Here is an 18255-nt window from a genome sequence, read left to right as displayed (position 1 = left end):
AGGGTCCTGCCGGTCCTCCCGAGCGCCGACCCCGAGGCTGCTCCGCGACCCTCGCCGAGGCGCGCGTGCGCCCCGGCTCGACCGTCGTCGTCAGACGCGCGGCCGCGGGCGGGACGTCGAGATCGCCGTCATCGGCGCCGCCGGCACCTCCGTCATCGACGCAGCCGCCGCCTCGGCGGTGTATCTGGCCTGAGCGCGCCCCCTCAGGATTCCGGCACGTACTCGAAGACGGCGCCGAGGCACTGCGGAAGGTATGGCGGCGATCAGCCCCTGCGGTGAGGGAACAGCCGCTCCCCATAGAGCAGACACAGAGTCGTGGCATCTCGCGGAGAGAACTCTTCGTCGAGGACGAGCCGCGGCCACGGCTGCCACAGCACTGACTCATACGGAGTGCCCGGCAAAGATCGTGGGTGCGTGACCTGGCGACGGTGCGGGTGCGACGTGAACGCGCTGGCCTCGATCGATGTGAAGGTTCGGAACAGCGATTCGTAGAGGACCGGCGTGAATCCGTCGTCTCGAGCGGCGGTCGCAACTGTCACCCACGCGGGAACTCCCAGGGGTCGACCCTCTTCGAGAGTCGTCCACATCACCGCTTTGATCCCCGCCGGACGAGGATCAGGCGAATGGCGAATGAGGACTCGGCACCAGTGCAGAGCGTCCTGCGGGGAGAAGTCGGTCCACATGTCATGGCGTTCTGGCAGCATTGTGCGGCCTTTCTCGGGTGACGGGCCACCCGGATCGAGTCTTGCCCTGCCGTGCGGCGCGGGCCCGTTCTTCCCCTGGGGCACCCGGTCGATGACGGGTTGCCGTGTGGCCGGCCAGGTACCGTTGGCCACAGCTCGCGAACGTGATACCGATGCTATCCCACCCCACTGTCACGGTCAGGTCACTCACCGACAACCCTCTTCAGAAGTTCGAAAATCAGGACTAGGCTCGAAGACAACGTCGAAAGTGAGGGACAGATCATGGCGCGAACAGTGGCTGACGACCTATGGCACATGCTCATCCAGGCCGGCGTGAAGCGATGCTACGGAATCGTCGGGGACGCACTCAATCCGACGATCGATGCACTCGCCCGACACCCGGAGATCGAGTTCATCCACGTCCGACACGAGGAGTGGGGCACGTTCGCCGCCTCGGCGGACGCCCAGCTCAGTGACGGTCCCGTCGTCGTCTGCGGCACGGCAGGCCCCGGTGTCACCCACCTCCTCAACGGCCTGCTCGACGCCTTCCATGAGATGGCCCCGGTCATCGCGATCGCCGGTGACGTCGAGACGAACATCATCGACACCGAGGCGATCGAGGAGGTCAGTCCGTACGACCTGTTCCGCACGGCCTCGCTCTACACCGGTCGCGTCGTCAACCCGACCCAGGCGCGCGCGGTCTTCCAGCAGGCGATCACCGTCGCCACCGAGGAGCACGGTCCCACGGTCATCGCCCTGCCCGGTGACGTCGCCCATGCGAAGTCGCCGCTCGCAGAGCCCGCGGTCTACGCCTCTTCCCGCGGTTCTGTCCTCACCCCGCACGACGAGGACGTCCAGGCCGTCGCCGATCTCATCAACGGCCACGACCGGGTCTTCCTCTTCGGCGGCAACGGCACGGCCGGGGCCGTCGACCTCGTCAAGCAGCTCTCCGACAAGGCCAAGGCGCCCGTCGGCTTCACGCTCAAGGGCAAGAACTGGCTCGAGGCCGACAATCCCAACGCCGTCGGCATGACCGGCCTGCTCGGATACGGGGCGGCGGCCGACTGCATCAAGCACGCCGATGTCATGCTCATGCTCGGGGCCGACTTCCCGTTCCCCGACTTCCTCGACCGCGGTCACGCGGCGATCGTCCAGGTCGACAACACCCCCTCCCACCTGGGTCGTCGAGTGGCACTCGAGCTGGCGATCCCCGCCGACGTCGGCGTCTTCCTCGAGAAGCTCCTCCCGCTCATCGAGCCGAAGCGAAACGACGAGTTCCTCCGCACCGCACAGCACGTCACCGAGAGCTGGCGGAAGCGCCTGCGCCACTACGTCGACGGGGGCGAGAAGCGCTCGCCGATCCGACCCGAATACCTCGCGTCCGTGCTCGACGACCTCCTCGACGACGATGCGATCGTCACCGCCGACACCGGCACCTCGGTGATCTGGGTCGCCCACCAGATGAGCTTCGGCGGTGATCGGTTCCAGTTCGGGTCGTACTCATGGGCGTCGATGGCCGACGCCTCGCCGTATGCGTTCGGGGCGACCAAGGCGCTGCCCGGACGGCAGGTCGTCGCCCTCTGCGGGGACGGCGGGTTCTCGATGCTCGGCCTCGGCGACCTGCTCACCGAGCGCCAGCACAGGTCGCCGATCGTCCACGTCATCCTCAACAACGAGGAGCTCGACTTCGTCAACATCGAACAGCAGGAGGCCGGGTTCCGACCCTGGGGCACCGAGTTCCCGGCCGCGAACTATGCGGCGATCGCCGAGGGATTCGGCGTCAAGGGCATCCGCTGCGAGGACCCCGCGCGCCTGCGCGACCAGATCGCCGAGGCGCTCGCCCACAAGGACGGACCGGTCGTCGTCGATGTCGTCGTCGACAAGCGCGCGCTCGCCCTGCCGTCGACCATCAACGCTGACCTCGTCGGCAAGTTCACTCTCAGCGTCTTCAAGCGGGCCCTCCGCGGGGAGATCCCCGAGCTGTGGGACGAGGCGAAGGACAACATCAGGCTGCTGTGAGGGCGGAACAGCCCTGCGGGTCCACCCGATCCGGATGGACCCGCAGGGTCGGCTCACCCCTGGCGGCGCGGCAGGTTCCAGCGCGGCTGCGGCTGGGACCTCTTGCCGTGCTGGGGCATGTAGCCGCGCTCGGCCTGGAGATGAGCCTTGTCATGGCTCTTCGCCGAGTTGTCGGCACCGGGGATCGGAGCCTCGAGCCGAGCCGGCGCCTCGGCGCCGACAATGGGCATCTCCCCGGTGATCACCGGCTGGGATCCGGTGATCGGGGCGGACTCCGCGACCGCCTCGGCGAGGGATTTCTGGTCTGCGGGCTTCTTCGCTCCGCTGCCGTTCTTCTTCTGCATTGTCTCTTCCTTTCCTTGTGCCGTCGTCGGCGTGGTGGTCCTGTCAGCGGCCAGCGCCGTATAGAGTCCGGCCCACTGTGCGGGGGTGAGTTCGCGTGGCAAGGCGTCTCCTCTGATGTCGTTGCGGTCCATGGTCGATTGCAGGTGGGGTCGATCGGTGAGCTTCATGTGCGTGAGGATCCCTTTCATTCCGCGTCCGCGACCGGTGAAGGCCGCTCGGACGAACTGCTGGTAGGAGGCCCGATCCCGGTGCGGGACCAGTCCGGTCGCGAGGCGTTCGACGGTGAGCAGGCCGCCGTCGACGCTCGGTCTGGGGGTGAACGCGTGCGCGGGCACGCGGGTGATGAGGCGGAAGTCGAACCACGGACTCCACTGCGCGGTCATCATCGTCGATCCGCCGATCCCGGCGCGCTTGCGCGCGACCTCCCACTGCGTGAGCAGGATCGCCGACTGCCACGTGCGGGCACGGAGCAGGCGCCGGAGGATGGGCGTCGTGAGGTGGAAGGGCAGGTTGCCGACGACCACCTCGGCGTCGAGGTCGGTGCTCAGAGCATCGGCGTGCCTGACGCGGGCGCGGGGGAAACGGTGGGCAAGGGTCTCAATCCTCGTTTCGTCGATCTCCACGAGCGTGAGCGGTCGGCCGAGCCGGTCGAGCTCCGCAGTGACCGCTCCGGCCCCGGGTCCGATCTCGAGGATCGAACCGCTGGTGGCCCGGGCGAGGCCCGCGATCGTGGCGATGGTCTGGCGTGAATGCAGGAAGTTCTGGCCGAGTTCGTGTCGGCCGCCTGCCTGGGAATGGGGTCGCATGATGTGGCGCTCCAGAAGTGGAATGGAGAGCACCCAAGGCTGCGCGCTGCGTCGTCGCTGGTGACAGCGGTTCAGCGGAGGCCCGGATGCCGATGGTCTTCCGGGAGGACAGCGCGCAGCAGCGTTATCGGTGACGAACCGATCCGATGGATCGGGAGTTCCTGACGGTGTGGCTGTCGGGGACAGTCACGAGGGACCGCCTCGGCGAGGTCGGCGGGGAGTCGGGCCCTGAGCCGGGCTCAGCGGCGGACTCGGTCGAACGACCGGAGGAGGTGAGGAACGTGCGCGCTGTCAGGCGCGGCGGTCACGGATGTAGGCGATGCCGGACGCAGTCACTGCGCAGCGAATCAATGTACCCATGGTCATCAAGCTAGCACAGGTCCGCGCACGGGGGCCAGGGTGATCGCCGAGGTGGCCGGCGGTCGCGATCATTCCGCAGCGTCGGGACCGGTACCGGCCTCGCGGCCGTCGGCGTCCGGATCCGGTGCGACGAGGTTGAGCTGCCACGACACCCCGTACCGGTCGTTGAGCCACCCGAAGGGCCCGAATCCGTAGTCCCCGAGCGGCATGAGCGCGCGCCCCTCCTCGCCGAGGAGGCCGGTCCACAGTCGGTCGAGCTCGGTCTGCGAGGTCACGCGGTAGAACAGGGACGTCGACGGGGTGAAGTCGAAGCCGTGCCGGACCGAGCTGTCGATGATGGCGATCTGCTCGTCGGCGATCGCGAACCGCGCGAGCCGCACCTTGCCGGCCATGCCGGGAGTCTCCGGCCCGTACCGGTCGATCATGAGGAGCTCACCGCCGAAGAGGTCGATGTAGAAGTTCAGGGCCTCCTCGGCGCGGCCGTTCTGGAACATGAGGAACGGGGCGAGCTGCTGGATGTCCGACATCGGTGAGGGTCCTGTCGCTGAGGGAGTCATTCGATGACTTCGCCGCTGATGATCTCTCCGCCGCCGTCGCCTCGGCGGTTGATGTGCGGGTCGGCGGCGATGCGGGCTTCGAGTTTCCGCAGGCGCCAGCCGAGCCAGACGAGGGCGATGCCGACGAGGGCGATGAAGATCGAGAGGGTGACGACGAGGGCGGCGATGCCGGCCTCGGGGGCGAAGAGGAAGAAGCCGCCGATGACGATGCCGACGACGCTGATGATCGTCAGCAGCCACCACGCACGCACGCCGAGCTGGCGCACGAAGACGGAGATGCCGATGCCGAAGGTGCTCACGGCGATGATCGTCAGGCCCGCGAGGACGGTGACGACGGCGGCGAAGAGCATCGGGGCGAGGAAGACGATGACGGCGAAGGCGAGCATGAGGATCGTCCGCAGGATGCGACCGCCGCCGCGGGTGCCGCGCGGGGCGAGGACGAGCGAGGTGATCGCGATGAGCGCGACCCAGCAGGCGAAGATCCGGGCGACCACCTCGGCGGTCGCGCCGGGCCAGACCATCATGAGGACTCCGACGGCGAGGGCGATGACGCCATTGACGATGACGGCGGTTCCGGTGCGTTTGAGGTCCATGGACCAAGCGTAGTCAGCGGGGATGGAAGGAGTCTGAACGCTGGGAATCCGGGACGGTCTCGGTCACGTCGGCTGGCGGTGGTCCCTCGTCACCGAGTCCCAGCCGACGACGGGCGGCGGTGTGGGTTCGGAGCCGACGGCCGGTCCGAAGCACGGTGCCTGGGCGGGAGGTGCAGGTGTGTCCGCCGAGGCGGTCGGCTCGTCTGCGCTCTGTGCCTCGTGATCCTGCCCGTCCTCGTCGCCGGCGTCGGAGCGCACCGACTGCGACAGTGCGCGGACCATGCTGTCGAGCTCCTCGAGGGAGTAGCCGGTCGTCTTCATGAACTCGGCGATGGTGATGTCGCGGGTGCCGGTCAGCCCGGTGAGCCGGTCATGGTCACCCGCTGCGGTGTCGATCGCCTCACGGACGCGCTCAGCGACCGGTGCGTCTGAGTCAGCCGAGTGGTCCGAGCCGTCCGCGCTGTCGGCGGCACGGCTCTGACGGTCCGCCGGCCTCGGTGAGTTCGATTCGAGGAAGCGGAGCAGTTCGACGGGGAACGGCAGGACGAGTGTCGAGTTCCGCTCGGAGGCGACTTCGACGATCGTCTGCAGGAGCCGCAGCTGGAGGGCTGAGGGCGTTTCCGACATCGCGCTCGCGGCCTGGGCGAGTTTGTTCGACGCCTGGAGTTCGCCGTCGGCGACGATGATGCGCGAGCGGCGTTCGCGTTCGGCTTCGGCCTGCCGGGACATCGAGCGCTTCATCGCCTCGGGCAGGGCGACGTCCTTGATCTCGACGCGATCGATGTGGATGCCCCAGTCGACGGCGGGGCTGTCGATCATGATCGCCAGACCCTGGTTGAGGCGTTCGCGGTTCGTCAGCAGGTCGTCGAGTTCGCTCTGGCCGATGATCGACCGCAGCGAGGTCTGGGCGACCTGACCGACGGCGAGCCGGTAGTCCTCGACGTCGACGATCGCGCGGCGCGGGTCGACCACTTTGAAGTAGATGACGGCGTCGACGCGGACGGTGACGTTGTCGCGGGTGATGCCGTCCTGTGCGGGGATCGGCATCGTGATGATCTGCAGGCTGACTTTCTGCAGGTGATCGACGAACGGGATGATCGCGGTGAGCCCGGGATCCCGCGCATCGCTGGTGACGCGGCCGAAGCGGAAGACCACGCCGCGTTCGTACTGTTTGACGATCTTGAGGCTGTTGCCGAGCGTGATGGCTCCGACGGCGACCAGTCCGAGAAGGATGTAGAGGAACAACATCGTCATCGCCCCCTTGCGACGCTTGCTGGTCCTTTCAACGGTAGCACCGCTCTGGTCAGATGAACCCATCTCATCTACAATGCCCGGCGGATTGTCGACAGGTGTGAAGATTCGGCGGTGACGTGAATCCGCCGCTCACGCAGAGGTGCGGAGTCAGGCAGCGGGGGCGGAGTCAGGCAGCGGCTTCGCGGGCGAGGAGACGACGCCCTGCTGGGTAGGCGGCCAGGGACTCGGGGAGGCGGATGCGCCGTCCCGAGGCATAGGTCGCGATGATCTCGCCGAGGCGGACCTCGGGTTCCGCTCCCACCTGACCGTCGGCGGTCACGATGGGGATCTGTGCCGTGGCGGTCTCGACGCCGAGGCGGCGCAGCGTCTGCTTGGCCACGGGCACGGGGGAGTCGAAGAGGGTGATGCCGGCGCGGGCGGCCATGATCCGGTCGGCGACGAGTCCGTAGTGCGTGCACCCGAGGACGATCGCCTCGGTGCCGGGGTCCATCTGGGCCAGAGCCGCGTCGATGGCGGCGTCGATCGTCGGCATGTCCGCGTCGTTGATCGCCTCGGCGAGTCCGGGGCAGGCGATCTTCGCCACCGTGAGGTCGCCGGCGAAGGAGTCGATGAGGTCCTGCTGATAGGCGCTGCCGGTCGTTGCCGGGGTCGCCCAGATGGCGAAGTCCTCGCCGGTGCCGGCCGCCATCTTCACGGCGGGCACGGTTCCGATGACGGGAATCGTCGGTTCGTAACGGGCCCGGACCGCGTCGAGGGCCTGCACCGAGGCGGTGTTGCAGGCGATGACGATCGCGTCGGGTTCCCAGTCGGCGAGCACCGCCGCCGAGGCGAGGGCCCGCTCTTCGAGGGTCTGCGCGCTGAGGCTGCGTAGGGGGTGAAATCGGGGTCCATGGCGAGGACGAGGTCGGCCTGCGGGGCGAGGCTGAAGAGAGCGTCGGCGGTTCCGAGGAGCCCGAGACCTGAGTCGAGCAGTCCGATGCGCGTCATGATTCCTCTTTCGCGGCGGAATCGGTGGGGGCATCGCCGCGGGAGGGAGCGTCCGCCTCTGCGGCAGTGTCGTTGTCGCTCTGGTCCTCGCGGATGTTCGAGTCCTCGCGGACGATCGGCTGCGTGCGGGGGTGCGCGAAGTCCTTGATCTCCTTGAGGTGGGCGCGGGTGAGCCCTTGGGCGAACTCGGGGGCGATGATCTTCAGGCGGTCGGAGGAGTAGCGGTCGACGAAGTACCGCCGTGTCGTCGGGGCGGCGAGATCGTCGTCGACCCACACGGCCTTCTGCGGTTCGTGGGTGTCGAGCCAGTCCTCCATCGCCCGCGCCTTCCACCACAGCTGCGGGTCGTTGGCGTAGCGGTTGTGGGTGTCGTCGGGCATCTCGATGACGTCGAAGGAGTTGCGCATCCCGAACTTCGGTTCGAGCTCGGTCTTGCAGCGCTGCGACCACGTCGAGAGCCAGACGATGTCGACCTCATGGGTCTCGACGAGGCGATCGAAGAAGGCGATGACCGACGGTCGGTAGTGGAGTTCGTAGTCCCACGCCTGGAGCTTCTTGCGCCCTTCGGTCATGAGGCGCAGCGCCGGCACGGGGTAGGAGTTGAGCACTCCGTCGACATCGAGGAAAACGGTGACGTGGCGGGCCTGCCGACGCGCCGAGACCGGCGACGATGATGCAGCTGCCATCGTTCCTTCCTGTGTCGAGGGCGACCCGGTAGCCTGGCGGCAGGTCTGTGATCGGATCAAGATTCTGTCATCTGATCCGGAATCTTTGATCCCAATCAGAATACCGTTCGAAGCTGAGGACTGAGGAAGTCGGGGCGCCGTGCACCGAGACGAGCTGGCATGTATCGCGAGGTGAGGATCCCGCGACTCCGTGCGGTGCTGTGGGTGTCCGGCCCTGATGTGGGAAGGCGTCCTTTGTTGTCCGATGGGATTGACCGATCGGTGGCGGAGAACGGGACAACGGCGACCGGGACAACGGCGTCGGACCATGGCGAGGACGGCGTCACGGCCGATGTCATCGTCCCCGATGGGTGCATGGATCTCATCGCCCTCGACTCCGGAATCGTCATCGCAGGTGCAGATTCCACCGCTCGCCGAATTGCTCCTGCGCGGAACCCCGCGGTTGGTCTGCGCTTCGATTCCGGCGTTCTGCCGCAGCTGCTGACGATTTCGGCCGCGGAACTCGCTGACCGCGTCACCCCGCTCGGAGACGTCGTCCGTCTGAGGCCGTTGACATCGGGATCGCGCGGTACCGGTCCGATGATGTCCGCCGCGCCCACGTCGAGCACTCTCGCCGAGGTGGCTCGAACGTGGGTCGACGGTGCGTCAGGTCTCTGGAATGACCGCGGGTTGCCGGGTGGCGACGGGGGCACGCAGGCTGCGGTGTTCGGAGAGAGCGTGGAGAGGCTCGTCCGACTAGGCGAAGCACTCGTCCGCGGCACGGAGATCGATCGGCGCCCGCTCGACTTGGCGACTGCCCTCGCTTTCTCTCCGGAGGCGCCGGCATCGACGATCGCCGAGGTGGCCGCCGACTTCGCCTATTCCCCGCGGCAGCTGCGGCGGCTCTCAGGAGCGTGGTTCGGGTATGGGCCGAAGCATCTCGCGAAGATCCTGCGGTGGAGGACTGCCCGCGAACTCCTGGATGCGGGCCACACGCGCACGAGCGCGGCGGTCCGTGCCGGTTATGCCGATGCCTCCCACTTCTGGCGGGATGAGCGCTCGCTGCTGGGTCGGTGAGAGCCTGAGTTCAGGTCAGTGCGTGGGATTCAGTTCTGCGCTGCGAAGAGGTCGATGGTGTTCCCGTCGGGGTCGGAGATCACGGCGTAGCGCTGTCCCCAGAAGGCGTCCCAGGGTTCCTTGACGACTGCGGCCACCGGGTCGCCGTCGTCGCTGCCCTCGGTGAGCTGGGCGAATGTCGCATCGACGGCCTCGGCGGTGGAGCAGTCGAAGGCGAGTGACATCTTGTGGCCGCCGGTGGGCCACGTCCACTGGGGGTCGATTCCGAGCATGACCTCTTCGGTGTCGAGGAGGACACGGAGGCCGCCAGTCGAGAGCTCGGAGTGCGGTGCTTCCGAACTTCCGTCGACGAGGTTGAGGCCGAGAGCCTGATAGAAGGCCAGTGCCTTGGCCATGTCTGCTGTCACGATGGAGATGGCGTCGAGTTTCATACCGACAACGCTAGGGCCGAGGCGCCTGGCTGGGCATGAATGATTCGGCCATGTTCGGGGTGAACCAGATTCGAGGCAGCGGTTCAGAAGGGTGGGGGTTCGCCGTTGTCCCAGACCCATTCCTGTTTCGCGGGGTTCTTCCATCGGATGCCGCCTGCTCGTGGCATCCACCCCGGGGTCCCGTCCTCGCCACCTGCCGGCCCTGGGCATTCGGGTCCGGTGCGCACTTCGCCATGGGGCGGCGTTGAATCTGGTGGGTCAACGACCAGTGGTGGGATGCCGGGAACATCGAGATCGTCATCGAGGTTGCTCACGCCGGGACTGCTCATGCCGGGACTGCTCATGCCGGGACTGCTTGTGAATGGGTCGTCCGGGTCTCCGGCGAGGCTGTTCGTGTCGGAAACATCGGGGCGGCTGACAGTGACGGGGTGATCGCTGGCGCTGCTGGTGGTGCCGGTGCTGCTGGTGAGGGTGTTGATGAGGCGTGCGTTCTCGACGTTGACAGGGTTGTCCCCTGGGCGTGCGGTGACGCGGGTGCCGTGGGCGAATGTGTACTCGGCGATCCCCGGGGTGCTCATTTGCACGGTGAGGAGCCGGTCGGTCTTCTGCTGGTGGTGCTGTTTGCAGAGGGGGTGGAGATTGCCGAAGACGGTCAGGCCACCGTCGTCCGGGTTGTCGTGATTGAACGGGTCGATGTGGTCGATTTCCGCGGTCGCGGCACGGCGACGGCATCCGGGCACAGTGCACCATTGCCATTGCGCGGCCAGCGTCGTTCTCACGGGTGTGGGGATGTGGTACGTCTTGGCTTTCGCGTTGATGGGGGTGCCGGTGGCGGGATCGGTGAGGATTCTGGTCCAGGTACGGCAGGTCCCGGCGATGAGTCGGGCTTGGTCAGCGGGCAGAGGGGTGCCGTCGGGCAGGGTGCCGGGCAGATTGCTGTGGCCGGAGAGGGTGGTGCAGGGCACGGAGATGAGCATGCGTGCTTGCATGGCCATCCAGTAGGGGCTGGTGGGCGCTTCGAGGGTGAGGGAGAACAGAGATCGGCCCTGGTCGTCGAGTCCGGCGTCGGTGATGCGGGTCAGAGCCGCCCGCAGCGCGGCACTCGGTGACCGCGGCGGCGGTGGCGACTCTTCGTCGGATGTGTTGCCGTCGTGGCCAGCTATCGCGGAGATTTTTGGTGCTGATGCCGTGGCATGATCGTCCGAATGACTCAAACCGACTTCGGCATCCTCGGTGGGTGCTGTCTCAGTGGCGGCGGCGACCGCCTCGGCGGTGGTGTCGTCTGTCGGGCCGGCGTTGCCGGGAGGAACCTCGTGGTGGGGCAGGCCTGCTGCGTCGGCGGCAGCGGTGATGGCGGTGGCGATGTCGTCCATCGTGGCGGCGGTGTCGAGGTCGAGAGGAATGCTGCGGTCCGCGGTGGCTCCGGTGTCGGTGTCGTGGGCGCGGATGGTCAGGTTCAGGCGCGGGGTGGTGCTGGTGAGGATGTCGAACATGAGGGCATCGATGCTGCGGACGTCCTCGATGACGGAGTCTTCAGGCAGTTGGTCGGCGAATGCGGTGGTGTTGCCGGCGCGGATGGCTTTGGCGAAGGCTTCGATGCGCAGGTAGCAGGCGTGGAGTTCGAGGGCGGATCCGGTGAGCATCAGGCATGCGGTGCCGTCGTCGTGGGTGGTCAGTGACACTCGTCGGCGCTGATGGGCGGTCTGGGTGCGGTCGTCTGCCGGTTCGATGACGTTGATCTTCAGGGACAGTGACTTCCTGAAAGTTTGGATGGTCACGTCGGGGCGGCGGTGGCACAGGTAGTCGTCGATGAGGGGCAGGTGGCGGAAGGCGACGTTGCCGCAGAGGCGGGTCGCTGCCAGGGCGTGCTCGATGGTGAAGTCTCCGGCTTGGCAACGAGCGTGGAATTTCGGGAGGCCGTGGATGAGGGTCATGGCGTCGGTGACGTGGCTGTAGGTGTGCGCGATGGTGGTGCCGCGGATAGCGGTGAGTTCGGCGATGTCTTCGGCGTGGGAGTAGGTGTGGACCCAGGCGTTGAAGGTGCGGTCGGGGGCGAAGCGGGGAAATCCGGGCAGCGCTGGTGACGTGGGCTCCTGGGCCTGCGGGTCCGGGGTGGAGTCGTCTGCCGAACTGGCCTGCGAGTCGGTGCCGACCTTGCCCGCGCTATCGGGGTCGGTTGTCGCGGGCGCATCGGGAGAAGGTGGTGCGCCGGCAGCGGAGGGTACACCGGTTGCGGGACGGTCGTCAGTGCTGAGGACGCCGGTGCCACCGGCAGCATCGTTCCGACCACCGGGAGCATCATCGCCACCACCGAGAGCGGCTTCTCCGTCACCGGTGTCAGCGTCGCTGTCGGTCTCGTCGTCGGTGACCCAGTCGGCAGTGCAGCCCTGAGCTCGGGCGAAGCGGCGGACGGTCTCGGTGAAGGCGGCGTGTTCGTAGGGGGTGCCGGGACGGGGATTGAGGAGATTGAGGTGGGTGATCGTGTCGGTGAGGAAGAGGCTGGCGGTGGTCTCGAGCGCGGCGAGTTGGGCCTGGTCGCTGGCGGCGTAGACGGTGAAGGCCGCGGCGTAGGGGGAGGAGGCGTCGATGTCGACACGGGCCGGAAGAGGGCCAGGCGTGTCCCCGGAAGGAGCGGATGCGATTGTGTCGGTCACTGGGTTTCACCTGTCTTCCCACGTCAGCGTGGCTGATGACAATAGTGTAGTTCACGTCACATCCGATGTCAATGGGTAGTTCGAAACTCGTTCGAACGGAAGATTCATTCGTTTCGTTGTGCTCAGTGATTTTCAGGCGCGAAAATCATCGTCGTGAGGTGCTGTGAAGGTGTGCTCAGCGATCGTGTGTGGCGCCGTGAGAACGTGGCAGCGTGCGAGCCGATCCGGGGGCTGTGCCGTGATTGTGAGGCCTCTTAGGCGAGCCTGATGAGAGTGCGAGCGGGAGCGAGCAGGGGCAGCGGATTCCTCCTGAGCAGGGATCCCTCAATGCGTCGGCCGAAGGCCCGCACTCGATTCAGCTGCCCTGCTCGTGTTCACTCTGCTCGCGGTGCGTCGCGTCGGCTCGTCGAGGGCCGAGCGCATCGGTCCCTCGTGGCAGTTCTGGCCCGCTGATTCGCGCGGGCGCGGCAATGCTCCGCAAGGCCGCCATTCCGCGTTGCCCCGCAGGGCCGCCGTTCCGCGCGATCGCCGCCGTTCCGCGTTGCCCCGCAGGGCCGCCGCTCCGCGCAGCCGCGCTGCAGCTCCCCGCACCTGCAACTCTGTACCGCGCAGCCGCAACCCTGCCCCGCCCGCGCAAGTGCAGCGAAGCCGCTGCCCTACTCCGCGAGGTAGGGCTCGAAGACGGCGCGGACCTCGTCGGTGAGGGGAGTGGGCCGGCCGGTCTCGCGGTCGATGTGGACGAGGACGACGTCGGAGTCGAAGACCTTCCGTCCGCTCTGGTCGCCGCGGGTGCTGATCGTGAACGACGAGTTTCCGATCTTCTTGACCACGGCGGTGAGCTTGAGCTCCGGGCCGTACATGACGGGCACGAGGTAGTCGATCGACTGGTGGGCGACGAGCAGTCCGCCCGAGGTGATGTGCGATGCCCTGACGTGGTGCATCCAGCGGACCCGGCACTCCTCGATGAGTGTGATCATCCGGGCATTGTTGACGTGGCCGAGCAGATCCTGATCGGACCACCGCACCTCGGGAGAGTACTCGAACGTCCTCACGGCCACCCCTTCCGTTCCTGTCGGGCACGACACTTCGCGTGTCGGCAACGACGATTACTTCGCCTGTCGGCAACGACGATTCCGCCGCTGTGCGTCATTGTCGAAACTGATCGAACGTTCTACAGTAAATCAGGATCTGTCGGCGAAGGTGAAATCGACGAAAGGGAGATCAATGGAGATGCCACCAGGAGCGGGCCCGTCGAGCGCAGGAGCAGGCTCGGCGAGCGCCGACGACAATGACGCGAACCGTGCCCCCGCGACCTCATACGGCACAAACCCTGCCCCCACCACCCCGTCCCCCGGCATGCTCGCCGGGGTGCGCGTCCTCGACCTCGGCGGTATCGGACCGGGTCCGTTCGCGACGATGATGCTCGCCGACCTCGGCGCCGAGGTGATCCGCCTCGACCCGCCGACGAGCATCGGTCAGCCGATGAATCCCGTCCTCGACCGGGGCAAGCGCTCGGTGACCGCGGACTTCAAGACCGCCGAGGGCATCGCGCTGGCCAAGGCGATCGCCGCCGGCAGCGACATCGTCGTCGAGGGCTTCCGGCCCGGCGCTGCCGAGCGCCTCGGCCTCGGGCCCGACGACCTGCGCGCTCTCAACCCCGCCCTCGTCTACGGGCGGATCACCGGCTACGGACAGGACGGCCCGAAGGCCCAGAAGGCCGGCCACGACCTCGGCTACATCGCCTCGACGGGACTCCTCGCCCAACTCGGCCGCGCCGACGGACCGCCGCAGTTCCCGGCCAATCTCCTCGGCGACTTCGGGGGAGGGGGCATGCTCCTCGTCGTCGGCGTGCTCGCCGGCCTCACGCATGCCCGCGCCACCGGCGAGGGCACCGTCGTCGACGCCGCGATGGTCGACGGCGCCAACCTCCTCTACGCGATGATGCACGGGTTCGCCGCGATGGGCATCTGGCGCCACGACGCCCGCGGCCGCAACCTCCTCGACTCCGGGGCGCCGTTCTACGACGTCTACCCGACTGCCGACGGCAGACACCTCTCCGTCGCCTGCATCGAGCCGCCGTTCTTCGCCGCGTTCGTCCGCGCGCTCGACCTCGAGGACGATCTCCCCGAGCCGCTGGGCACCCTCGACCACTGGAACCCGCAGCACTGGCCGGCCCTGCGCGCCCTCATCGCCCCAGCGATCGCCGCCCGCAGCCTCGCCGAGCTCGACGACCTCTTCACCGGTGTCGACGCGTGCGTCGAACCCGTGCTGACGATGGCCGAGGCGAAGCACGACGAGCACAACCGGGCCCGCGGTCTCTTCGCAACTGATGCCGCCGGTGTCGACCAGCCCAGCCCCGCCCCGAGGTTCGGTGGCACGAGTGCCCCGGAGCCGCCTCGGCGCGCTCCGCAGATCGGGGACGACACCGCCGCGGTCGCCGCGGAACTCAGCGCAGACCGCACGTGACCTGCAACGCAACCGTGTGCCAATCGTGACCTGCGGCCCAAATCGGGTGCGGTAGTGTGAATGGCGCCGGAGGGTCGAGAACCGCCCGGCGCCCCTTTCCCCGACGGAGCGAAGCAGTATGAGCAATGGGACCCAGTCGATCGATCGAGCCGCAGAGATCTTGTCGCTGGTCGTCAAGGCCGACGACCCGATCTCGTTCACCGAGGTGGTCGAGGCCACGGAGCTCGCCCGGTCGACCGTCTCCCGCCTGCTCTCCGCGCTCGAGCGCAACGGCCTCGTCGAACGCAACGCCGAGGGTCACTTCCGCGGCGGCTCCCTCTTCGCGACGTACGCCTCCCGCTTCGATCGGGTCGAGGCGCTCGTCGCCGCCGCCGACCCCATCCTCCAGCGTCTGAGCGAGGAGACCGGCGAGACCGTCAACCTCGCCGTGCCGAGCTCGAACGCCGTCGTCCAGATCGCGCAGGTCGACTCGACGTACGTCCTCGGGGCGACGAACTGGGTCGATGTGAAGGTGCCCTCCCACGCCTCGGCGCTGGGGAAGGTGATGTTCGCATTCCGCGCGATCCCCGTGCCGACGGGGCGTCTCGAACGCCTCACCCCGCGCACGCTCGGATCGCGGAAGGAGCTGCTCGCCGACCTCGCCGAGGTGCGCGACCGCGGGTTCGCGATCGTCCACGAGGAGTTCGAGCCGGGTCTCGACGCCCTCGCCGCCCCCGTGCTCGGCACCGATGACCAGGTCATCGCCGCCGTCGGCATCTCCGGCCCGACGATGCGCATCGCCGAGCACCACGACCGGTTCGGTGAGCTCCTCATCGCCGAGGCGGGGCTGCTGTCCCGCAGCCTCAAACGCAAGGTCAGCCACCGGTAGGCTCGGCGGGGAGGTGCGGGCGTCGTCCCGCACCGAGGCGGTCGATCGTGTCGTCCGGAAGTGCGGTCGACGACTAGAACCTCACCGATTCAGAACCTCACCGGCTTACGACGTCACCGAGGCGGGATCGGGGTCGCCGAGCAGCTCGAGCTGCCTGCGTCGCCACGCCTCGGTGTCCTTGACCTGGTTGAACGTGTAGATGTGCAGTCCCGAGACCCCCATGTACGGGTCGGCGAGGACGGGGGAGAGGCGGTCGAGGAACTTCCGGGGGTTGTAGCCGCCGGGCTTGGCCATCCGGGTGAACGTCGCCGTGTTCTTGCGCAGGAACCGCGTCGATTCGCCGACGCCGATCTTCGTCGCGACCTTGGCGAGCTTCGCGAGCTCGACCTTGCCGGCGATGCCGAGGATGAGGGGCATCTCGATCCCGCGCGCCCGCACGCGGGCCAGCCACGTGCTGACGATCCCCGGGTCGAAGCAGAGGTTCGAGACGATGTGCGTGGCGTAGTCGCGCTTGTCCCACATCGCCTGGACGGTGACGTCGTCGGGGATGAGCGGGTGTGACTCGGGGTAGGCGGCCACCCCGATCTGCGAGATCGGCGGGGCGAGGCTCGTGAGGTCGATGAGGAGGTCGAGCGCACTCGCATAGCCTCCGGCCGGCGGCGTGGCATCCCCTGCGGGAACGAAGATCGTGTCGATCCCGGCGCGCCCGAGGCGATCGATGATCTCCTCGAGCTCGGTCCGGCCCTGGACCATGCGGGCGGCGATGTGCGGCACGGCGGTGTAGCCGCGGGCCTGGAGCGCCTCGGCGGTGGACAGGGTCGCATCAAGGCCCATGCTCGTCGATGCGGTCACCGTGATCGTCCGACCTGGGGCGACGTGGTCGCTGATGCGGTCGACGATCCCGGCAGTGGGGAGGACCTCGTAGCGGGCGGACTTGAGAAGTGTGCGAAGAGCGGACACGGACACCATTGTCTCCTTCCGGCGGGGCAGGGACCCGATCGCGGCGGCAGCCGATCCGCCGTCTTGCGCGCCGGCCAAATTACCGGTCGGAAGTCCTTGCTTCTGCTGTGCCGACGATTCTACACTCAAATCACCCATAATATGGGAGTTGAGTTCCATAATATAAAACTGTGGAAGCAGGGGGAAACCCATGGACAACAATGTTCCAACCGTTGATCAGAGCGACAGAGGCGTCCCGATCAACCTGAGGCAGTCCGGCCCGACCCCAGTGGAGATGCTCATCGACACCCGCGTGCGGAAGTCCCCGTACTGGGAGCTGTCGATGGAGCAGGGGTGCTGGCGGGCATCGATCTACAACCGCATGTACCACCCGCGCGGCTACATCTCCCGTGAGGACGGCGGGATGATGGCCGAGTACCAGCCCCTCGTCAACGACGTCACCCTGTGGAACGTCGCCGTCGAACGGCAGATCCAGGTCAAGGGCCCCGACGCCGAGGCGTTCGTCAACTACGTCATCACCCGTGACGCGACGAAGATCCCGGTGATGCGGGCCCGCTACGTCATCCTCTGCAACGAGCAGGGCGGCATCCTCAACGACCCGATCCTCCTCCGGGTGGCGATCGACGAGTTCTGGTTCAGCCTCTCCGACACCGATCTCATGCTCTGGCTCCAGGGCGTCAACGTCGGGAAGAAGTTCGACGTCACGATCCAGGAGATCGACGTCGCGCCCGTGCAGGTCCAGGGCCCGAAGTCAGTCGACGTCATCGCCGATCTCGTCGGCGACGAGGGGCGCGACCTCCCGAGCTACGGCCTCATGGAAGCCCAGGTCGGCGGCCACGACGTCATCATCTCCCAGACGGGATTCACCGGGGAGAAGGGGTACGAGATCTACCTCAAGGACGCGACGAAGTACGCCGAGGACATGTGGAACGCTGTGCTCGCCGCGGGCGTGCCCTACAACCTCCGCGTCGTCGCCCCGAGCCACCACCGGCGGATCGCCGCGGGCATCCTCTCGTGGGGCCAGGACATGGACTTCGAGACCCTGCCGTTCCAGGTCAACCTCGGCTATCAGGTGCCGCGGAAGAAGGAAGCCGACTACATCGGCAAGGCACGGCTCGAAGAGGTCCGCGAGCAGATCGAGGCGGGCGACCCGCCGTATCGGACGCAGCTCGTCGGACTCGTCCTCGGCGGCAATCCGATCACGGACTACGCCCCGGACTTCTGGCTCGTCAGCGAGGATCCCGAGTCCGATCCCGTCGGCTACGTGACCTCGCCGTGGTACTCGCCGGAGCTCGAGTCGAACATCGCGATGGCTCACGTGCCCGTCGGCAAGGCGGAGCTGGGCACCGAATTCTGGGTGCACCTGCCCGAACCGTATGCGGACACTCCCGGAGTGCCGGTGCGCGCCGAGGTGGTCGAGATGCCGTTCCGTCCGAGCGTCAACCCCAACCAGCGTGAACGCCTCAAGGTCAGGGGACTCGACGCCGCGATCTGAGCCGGCGCTCCCGGACAGTCCGGCAGGCTGTCCCA

General features: G+C 67.5%; 15 protein-coding genes, 1 pseudogene and 1 riboswitch. Of the genes and pseudogenes, 6 read left to right on the top strand and 10 right to left on the bottom strand.

Annotated elements, in window-relative coordinates:
* The coding region (locus tag AC2W7K_RS10675) for a hypothetical protein (protein WP_486006130.1) at window positions 1-193 on the top strand (193 nt) is incomplete at its 5' end.
* 543 nt (window positions 194-736) lie between these two features.
* Window positions 737-847: riboswitch (SAM riboswitch) on the bottom strand.
* A 118-nt stretch (window positions 848-965) separates the two neighbouring features.
* On the top strand, window positions 966-2702 hold the full coding sequence (locus AC2W7K_RS10670) for a thiamine pyrophosphate-dependent enzyme (RefSeq protein ID WP_232623808.1): 1737 nt from the start codon (window positions 966-968) through the stop codon (window positions 2700-2702).
* Window positions 2703-3100: 398 nt separating this feature from the next.
* On the opposite strand, the pseudogene erm reads toward AC2W7K_RS10670, so the two are convergent.
* The 6 genes and pseudogenes from erm to AC2W7K_RS10640 all read right to left on the bottom strand — a co-directional run.
* Window positions 3101-3853: pseudogene (gene erm, locus AC2W7K_RS10665) on the bottom strand (23S ribosomal RNA methyltransferase Erm); the annotation flags it as partial.
* A gap of 428 nt (window positions 3854-4281) precedes the next feature.
* Window positions 4282-4740: a VOC family protein gene (locus AC2W7K_RS10660; RefSeq protein ID WP_211978324.1), complete on the bottom strand. Its 459-nt coding sequence runs from the start codon at window positions 4738-4740 to the stop codon at window positions 4282-4284.
* Between the two features lie 26 nt (window positions 4741-4766).
* On the bottom strand, window positions 4767-5363 hold the full coding sequence (locus tag AC2W7K_RS10655; protein ID WP_198500343.1) for an HdeD family acid-resistance protein: 597 nt from the start codon (window positions 5361-5363) through the stop codon (window positions 4767-4769).
* A 63-nt stretch (window positions 5364-5426) separates the two neighbouring features.
* Window positions 5427-6617, bottom strand: coding sequence for a slipin family protein (locus tag AC2W7K_RS10650; protein WP_249120940.1), 1191 nt, complete (start codon window positions 6615-6617; stop codon window positions 5427-5429).
* A 166-nt stretch (window positions 6618-6783) separates the two neighbouring features.
* The gene (locus AC2W7K_RS10645) at window positions 6784-7434 is read right to left on the bottom strand and encodes a glutamate racemase (RefSeq protein WP_486006129.1); all 651 of its coding nucleotides are present in this window, start codon (window positions 7432-7434) and stop codon (window positions 6784-6786) included.
* 166 nt (window positions 7435-7600) lie between these two features.
* Entirely contained in the window at window positions 7601-8290 is a 690-nt protein-coding gene (locus tag AC2W7K_RS10640) for an HAD domain-containing protein (protein WP_198500345.1), read from the bottom strand.
* Between the two features lie 717 nt (window positions 8291-9007).
* Between AC2W7K_RS10640 and AC2W7K_RS10635 the strand changes: the two genes are divergently transcribed.
* Window positions 9008-9346 (top strand): helix-turn-helix domain-containing protein, encoded by a 339-nt coding sequence (locus AC2W7K_RS10635; protein ID WP_486006128.1) that lies wholly within the window; start codon window positions 9008-9010, stop codon window positions 9344-9346.
* 29 nt (window positions 9347-9375) lie between these two features.
* Here the strand turns inward: AC2W7K_RS10635 and AC2W7K_RS10630 are convergent, their stop codons facing one another.
* From AC2W7K_RS10630 to AC2W7K_RS10620, 3 genes are all read right to left on the bottom strand, one after another.
* The gene (locus AC2W7K_RS10630; RefSeq protein ID WP_198500347.1) at window positions 9376-9777 is read right to left on the bottom strand and encodes a VOC family protein; all 402 of its coding nucleotides are present in this window, start codon (window positions 9775-9777) and stop codon (window positions 9376-9378) included.
* Window positions 9778-9860: 83 nt separating this feature from the next.
* Entirely contained in the window at window positions 9861-12431 is a 2571-nt protein-coding gene (locus AC2W7K_RS10625) for an HNH endonuclease signature motif containing protein (RefSeq protein WP_211978323.1), read from the bottom strand.
* Window positions 12432-13087: 656 nt separating this feature from the next.
* Entirely contained in the window at window positions 13088-13483 is a 396-nt protein-coding gene (locus tag AC2W7K_RS10620; RefSeq protein WP_198500349.1) for an acyl-CoA thioesterase, read from the bottom strand.
* A gap of 172 nt (window positions 13484-13655) precedes the next feature.
* On the opposite strand from AC2W7K_RS10620, the gene AC2W7K_RS10615 reads away from it, so the two are divergent.
* A complete protein-coding gene (locus tag AC2W7K_RS10615; protein ID WP_232623810.1) occupies window positions 13656-14897 on the top strand; it encodes a CaiB/BaiF CoA transferase family protein in 1242 nt (413 codons plus the stop codon).
* Window positions 14898-15015: 118 nt separating this feature from the next.
* A complete protein-coding gene (locus AC2W7K_RS10610; protein WP_198500350.1) occupies window positions 15016-15765 on the top strand; it encodes an IclR family transcriptional regulator in 750 nt (249 codons plus the stop codon).
* A 105-nt stretch (window positions 15766-15870) separates the two neighbouring features.
* On the opposite strand, the gene AC2W7K_RS10605 is transcribed toward AC2W7K_RS10610, so the two are convergent.
* A complete protein-coding gene (locus AC2W7K_RS10605) occupies window positions 15871-16734 on the bottom strand; it encodes a methylenetetrahydrofolate reductase (protein ID WP_249120939.1) in 864 nt (287 codons plus the stop codon).
* A gap of 265 nt (window positions 16735-16999) precedes the next feature.
* Between AC2W7K_RS10605 and AC2W7K_RS10600 the strand changes: the two genes are divergently transcribed.
* Window positions 17000-18220: a glycine cleavage T C-terminal barrel domain-containing protein gene (locus AC2W7K_RS10600; protein WP_198500351.1), complete on the top strand. Its 1221-nt coding sequence runs from the start codon at window positions 17000-17002 to the stop codon at window positions 18218-18220.
* The last annotated feature ends 35 nt before the right edge of the window (window positions 18221-18255 follow it).

This window comes from Brevibacterium sp. LAARM2_SD2, assembly GCF_057364785.1.
Note: the sequence above shows the minus strand (reverse complement) of the source record. Positions and strands in the feature narration are given on the sequence as shown.

Coding starts and splice junctions, on each gene's coding strand:
- AC2W7K_RS10640 (WP_198500345.1), bottom strand. CDS start 8,290: ATGGCAGCTGCATCATCGTCGCCGGTCTCGGCGCGTCGGCAGGCCCGC.
- AC2W7K_RS10670 (WP_232623808.1), top strand. CDS start 966: ATGGCGCGAACAGTGGCTGACGACCTATGGCACATGCTCATCCAGGCC.
- AC2W7K_RS10650 (WP_249120940.1), bottom strand. CDS start 6,617: ATGACGATGTTGTTCCTCTACATCCTTCTCGGACTGGTCGCCGTCGGA.
- AC2W7K_RS10615 (WP_232623810.1), top strand. CDS start 13,656: ATGGAGATGCCACCAGGAGCGGGCCCGTCGAGCGCAGGAGCAGGCTCG.
- AC2W7K_RS10660 (WP_211978324.1), bottom strand. CDS start 4,740: ATGTCGGACATCCAGCAGCTCGCCCCGTTCCTCATGTTCCAGAACGGC.
- AC2W7K_RS10600 (WP_198500351.1), top strand. CDS start 17,000: ATGCTCATCGACACCCGCGTGCGGAAGTCCCCGTACTGGGAGCTGTCG.
- AC2W7K_RS10605 (WP_249120939.1), bottom strand. CDS start 16,734: ATGGTGTCCGTGTCCGCTCTTCGCACACTTCTCAAGTCCGCCCGCTAC.
- AC2W7K_RS10655 (WP_198500343.1), bottom strand. CDS start 5,363: ATGGACCTCAAACGCACCGGAACCGCCGTCATCGTCAATGGCGTCATC.
- AC2W7K_RS10630 (WP_198500347.1), bottom strand. CDS start 9,777: ATGAAACTCGACGCCATCTCCATCGTGACAGCAGACATGGCCAAGGCA.
- AC2W7K_RS10610 (WP_198500350.1), top strand. CDS start 15,016: ATGAGCAATGGGACCCAGTCGATCGATCGAGCCGCAGAGATCTTGTCG.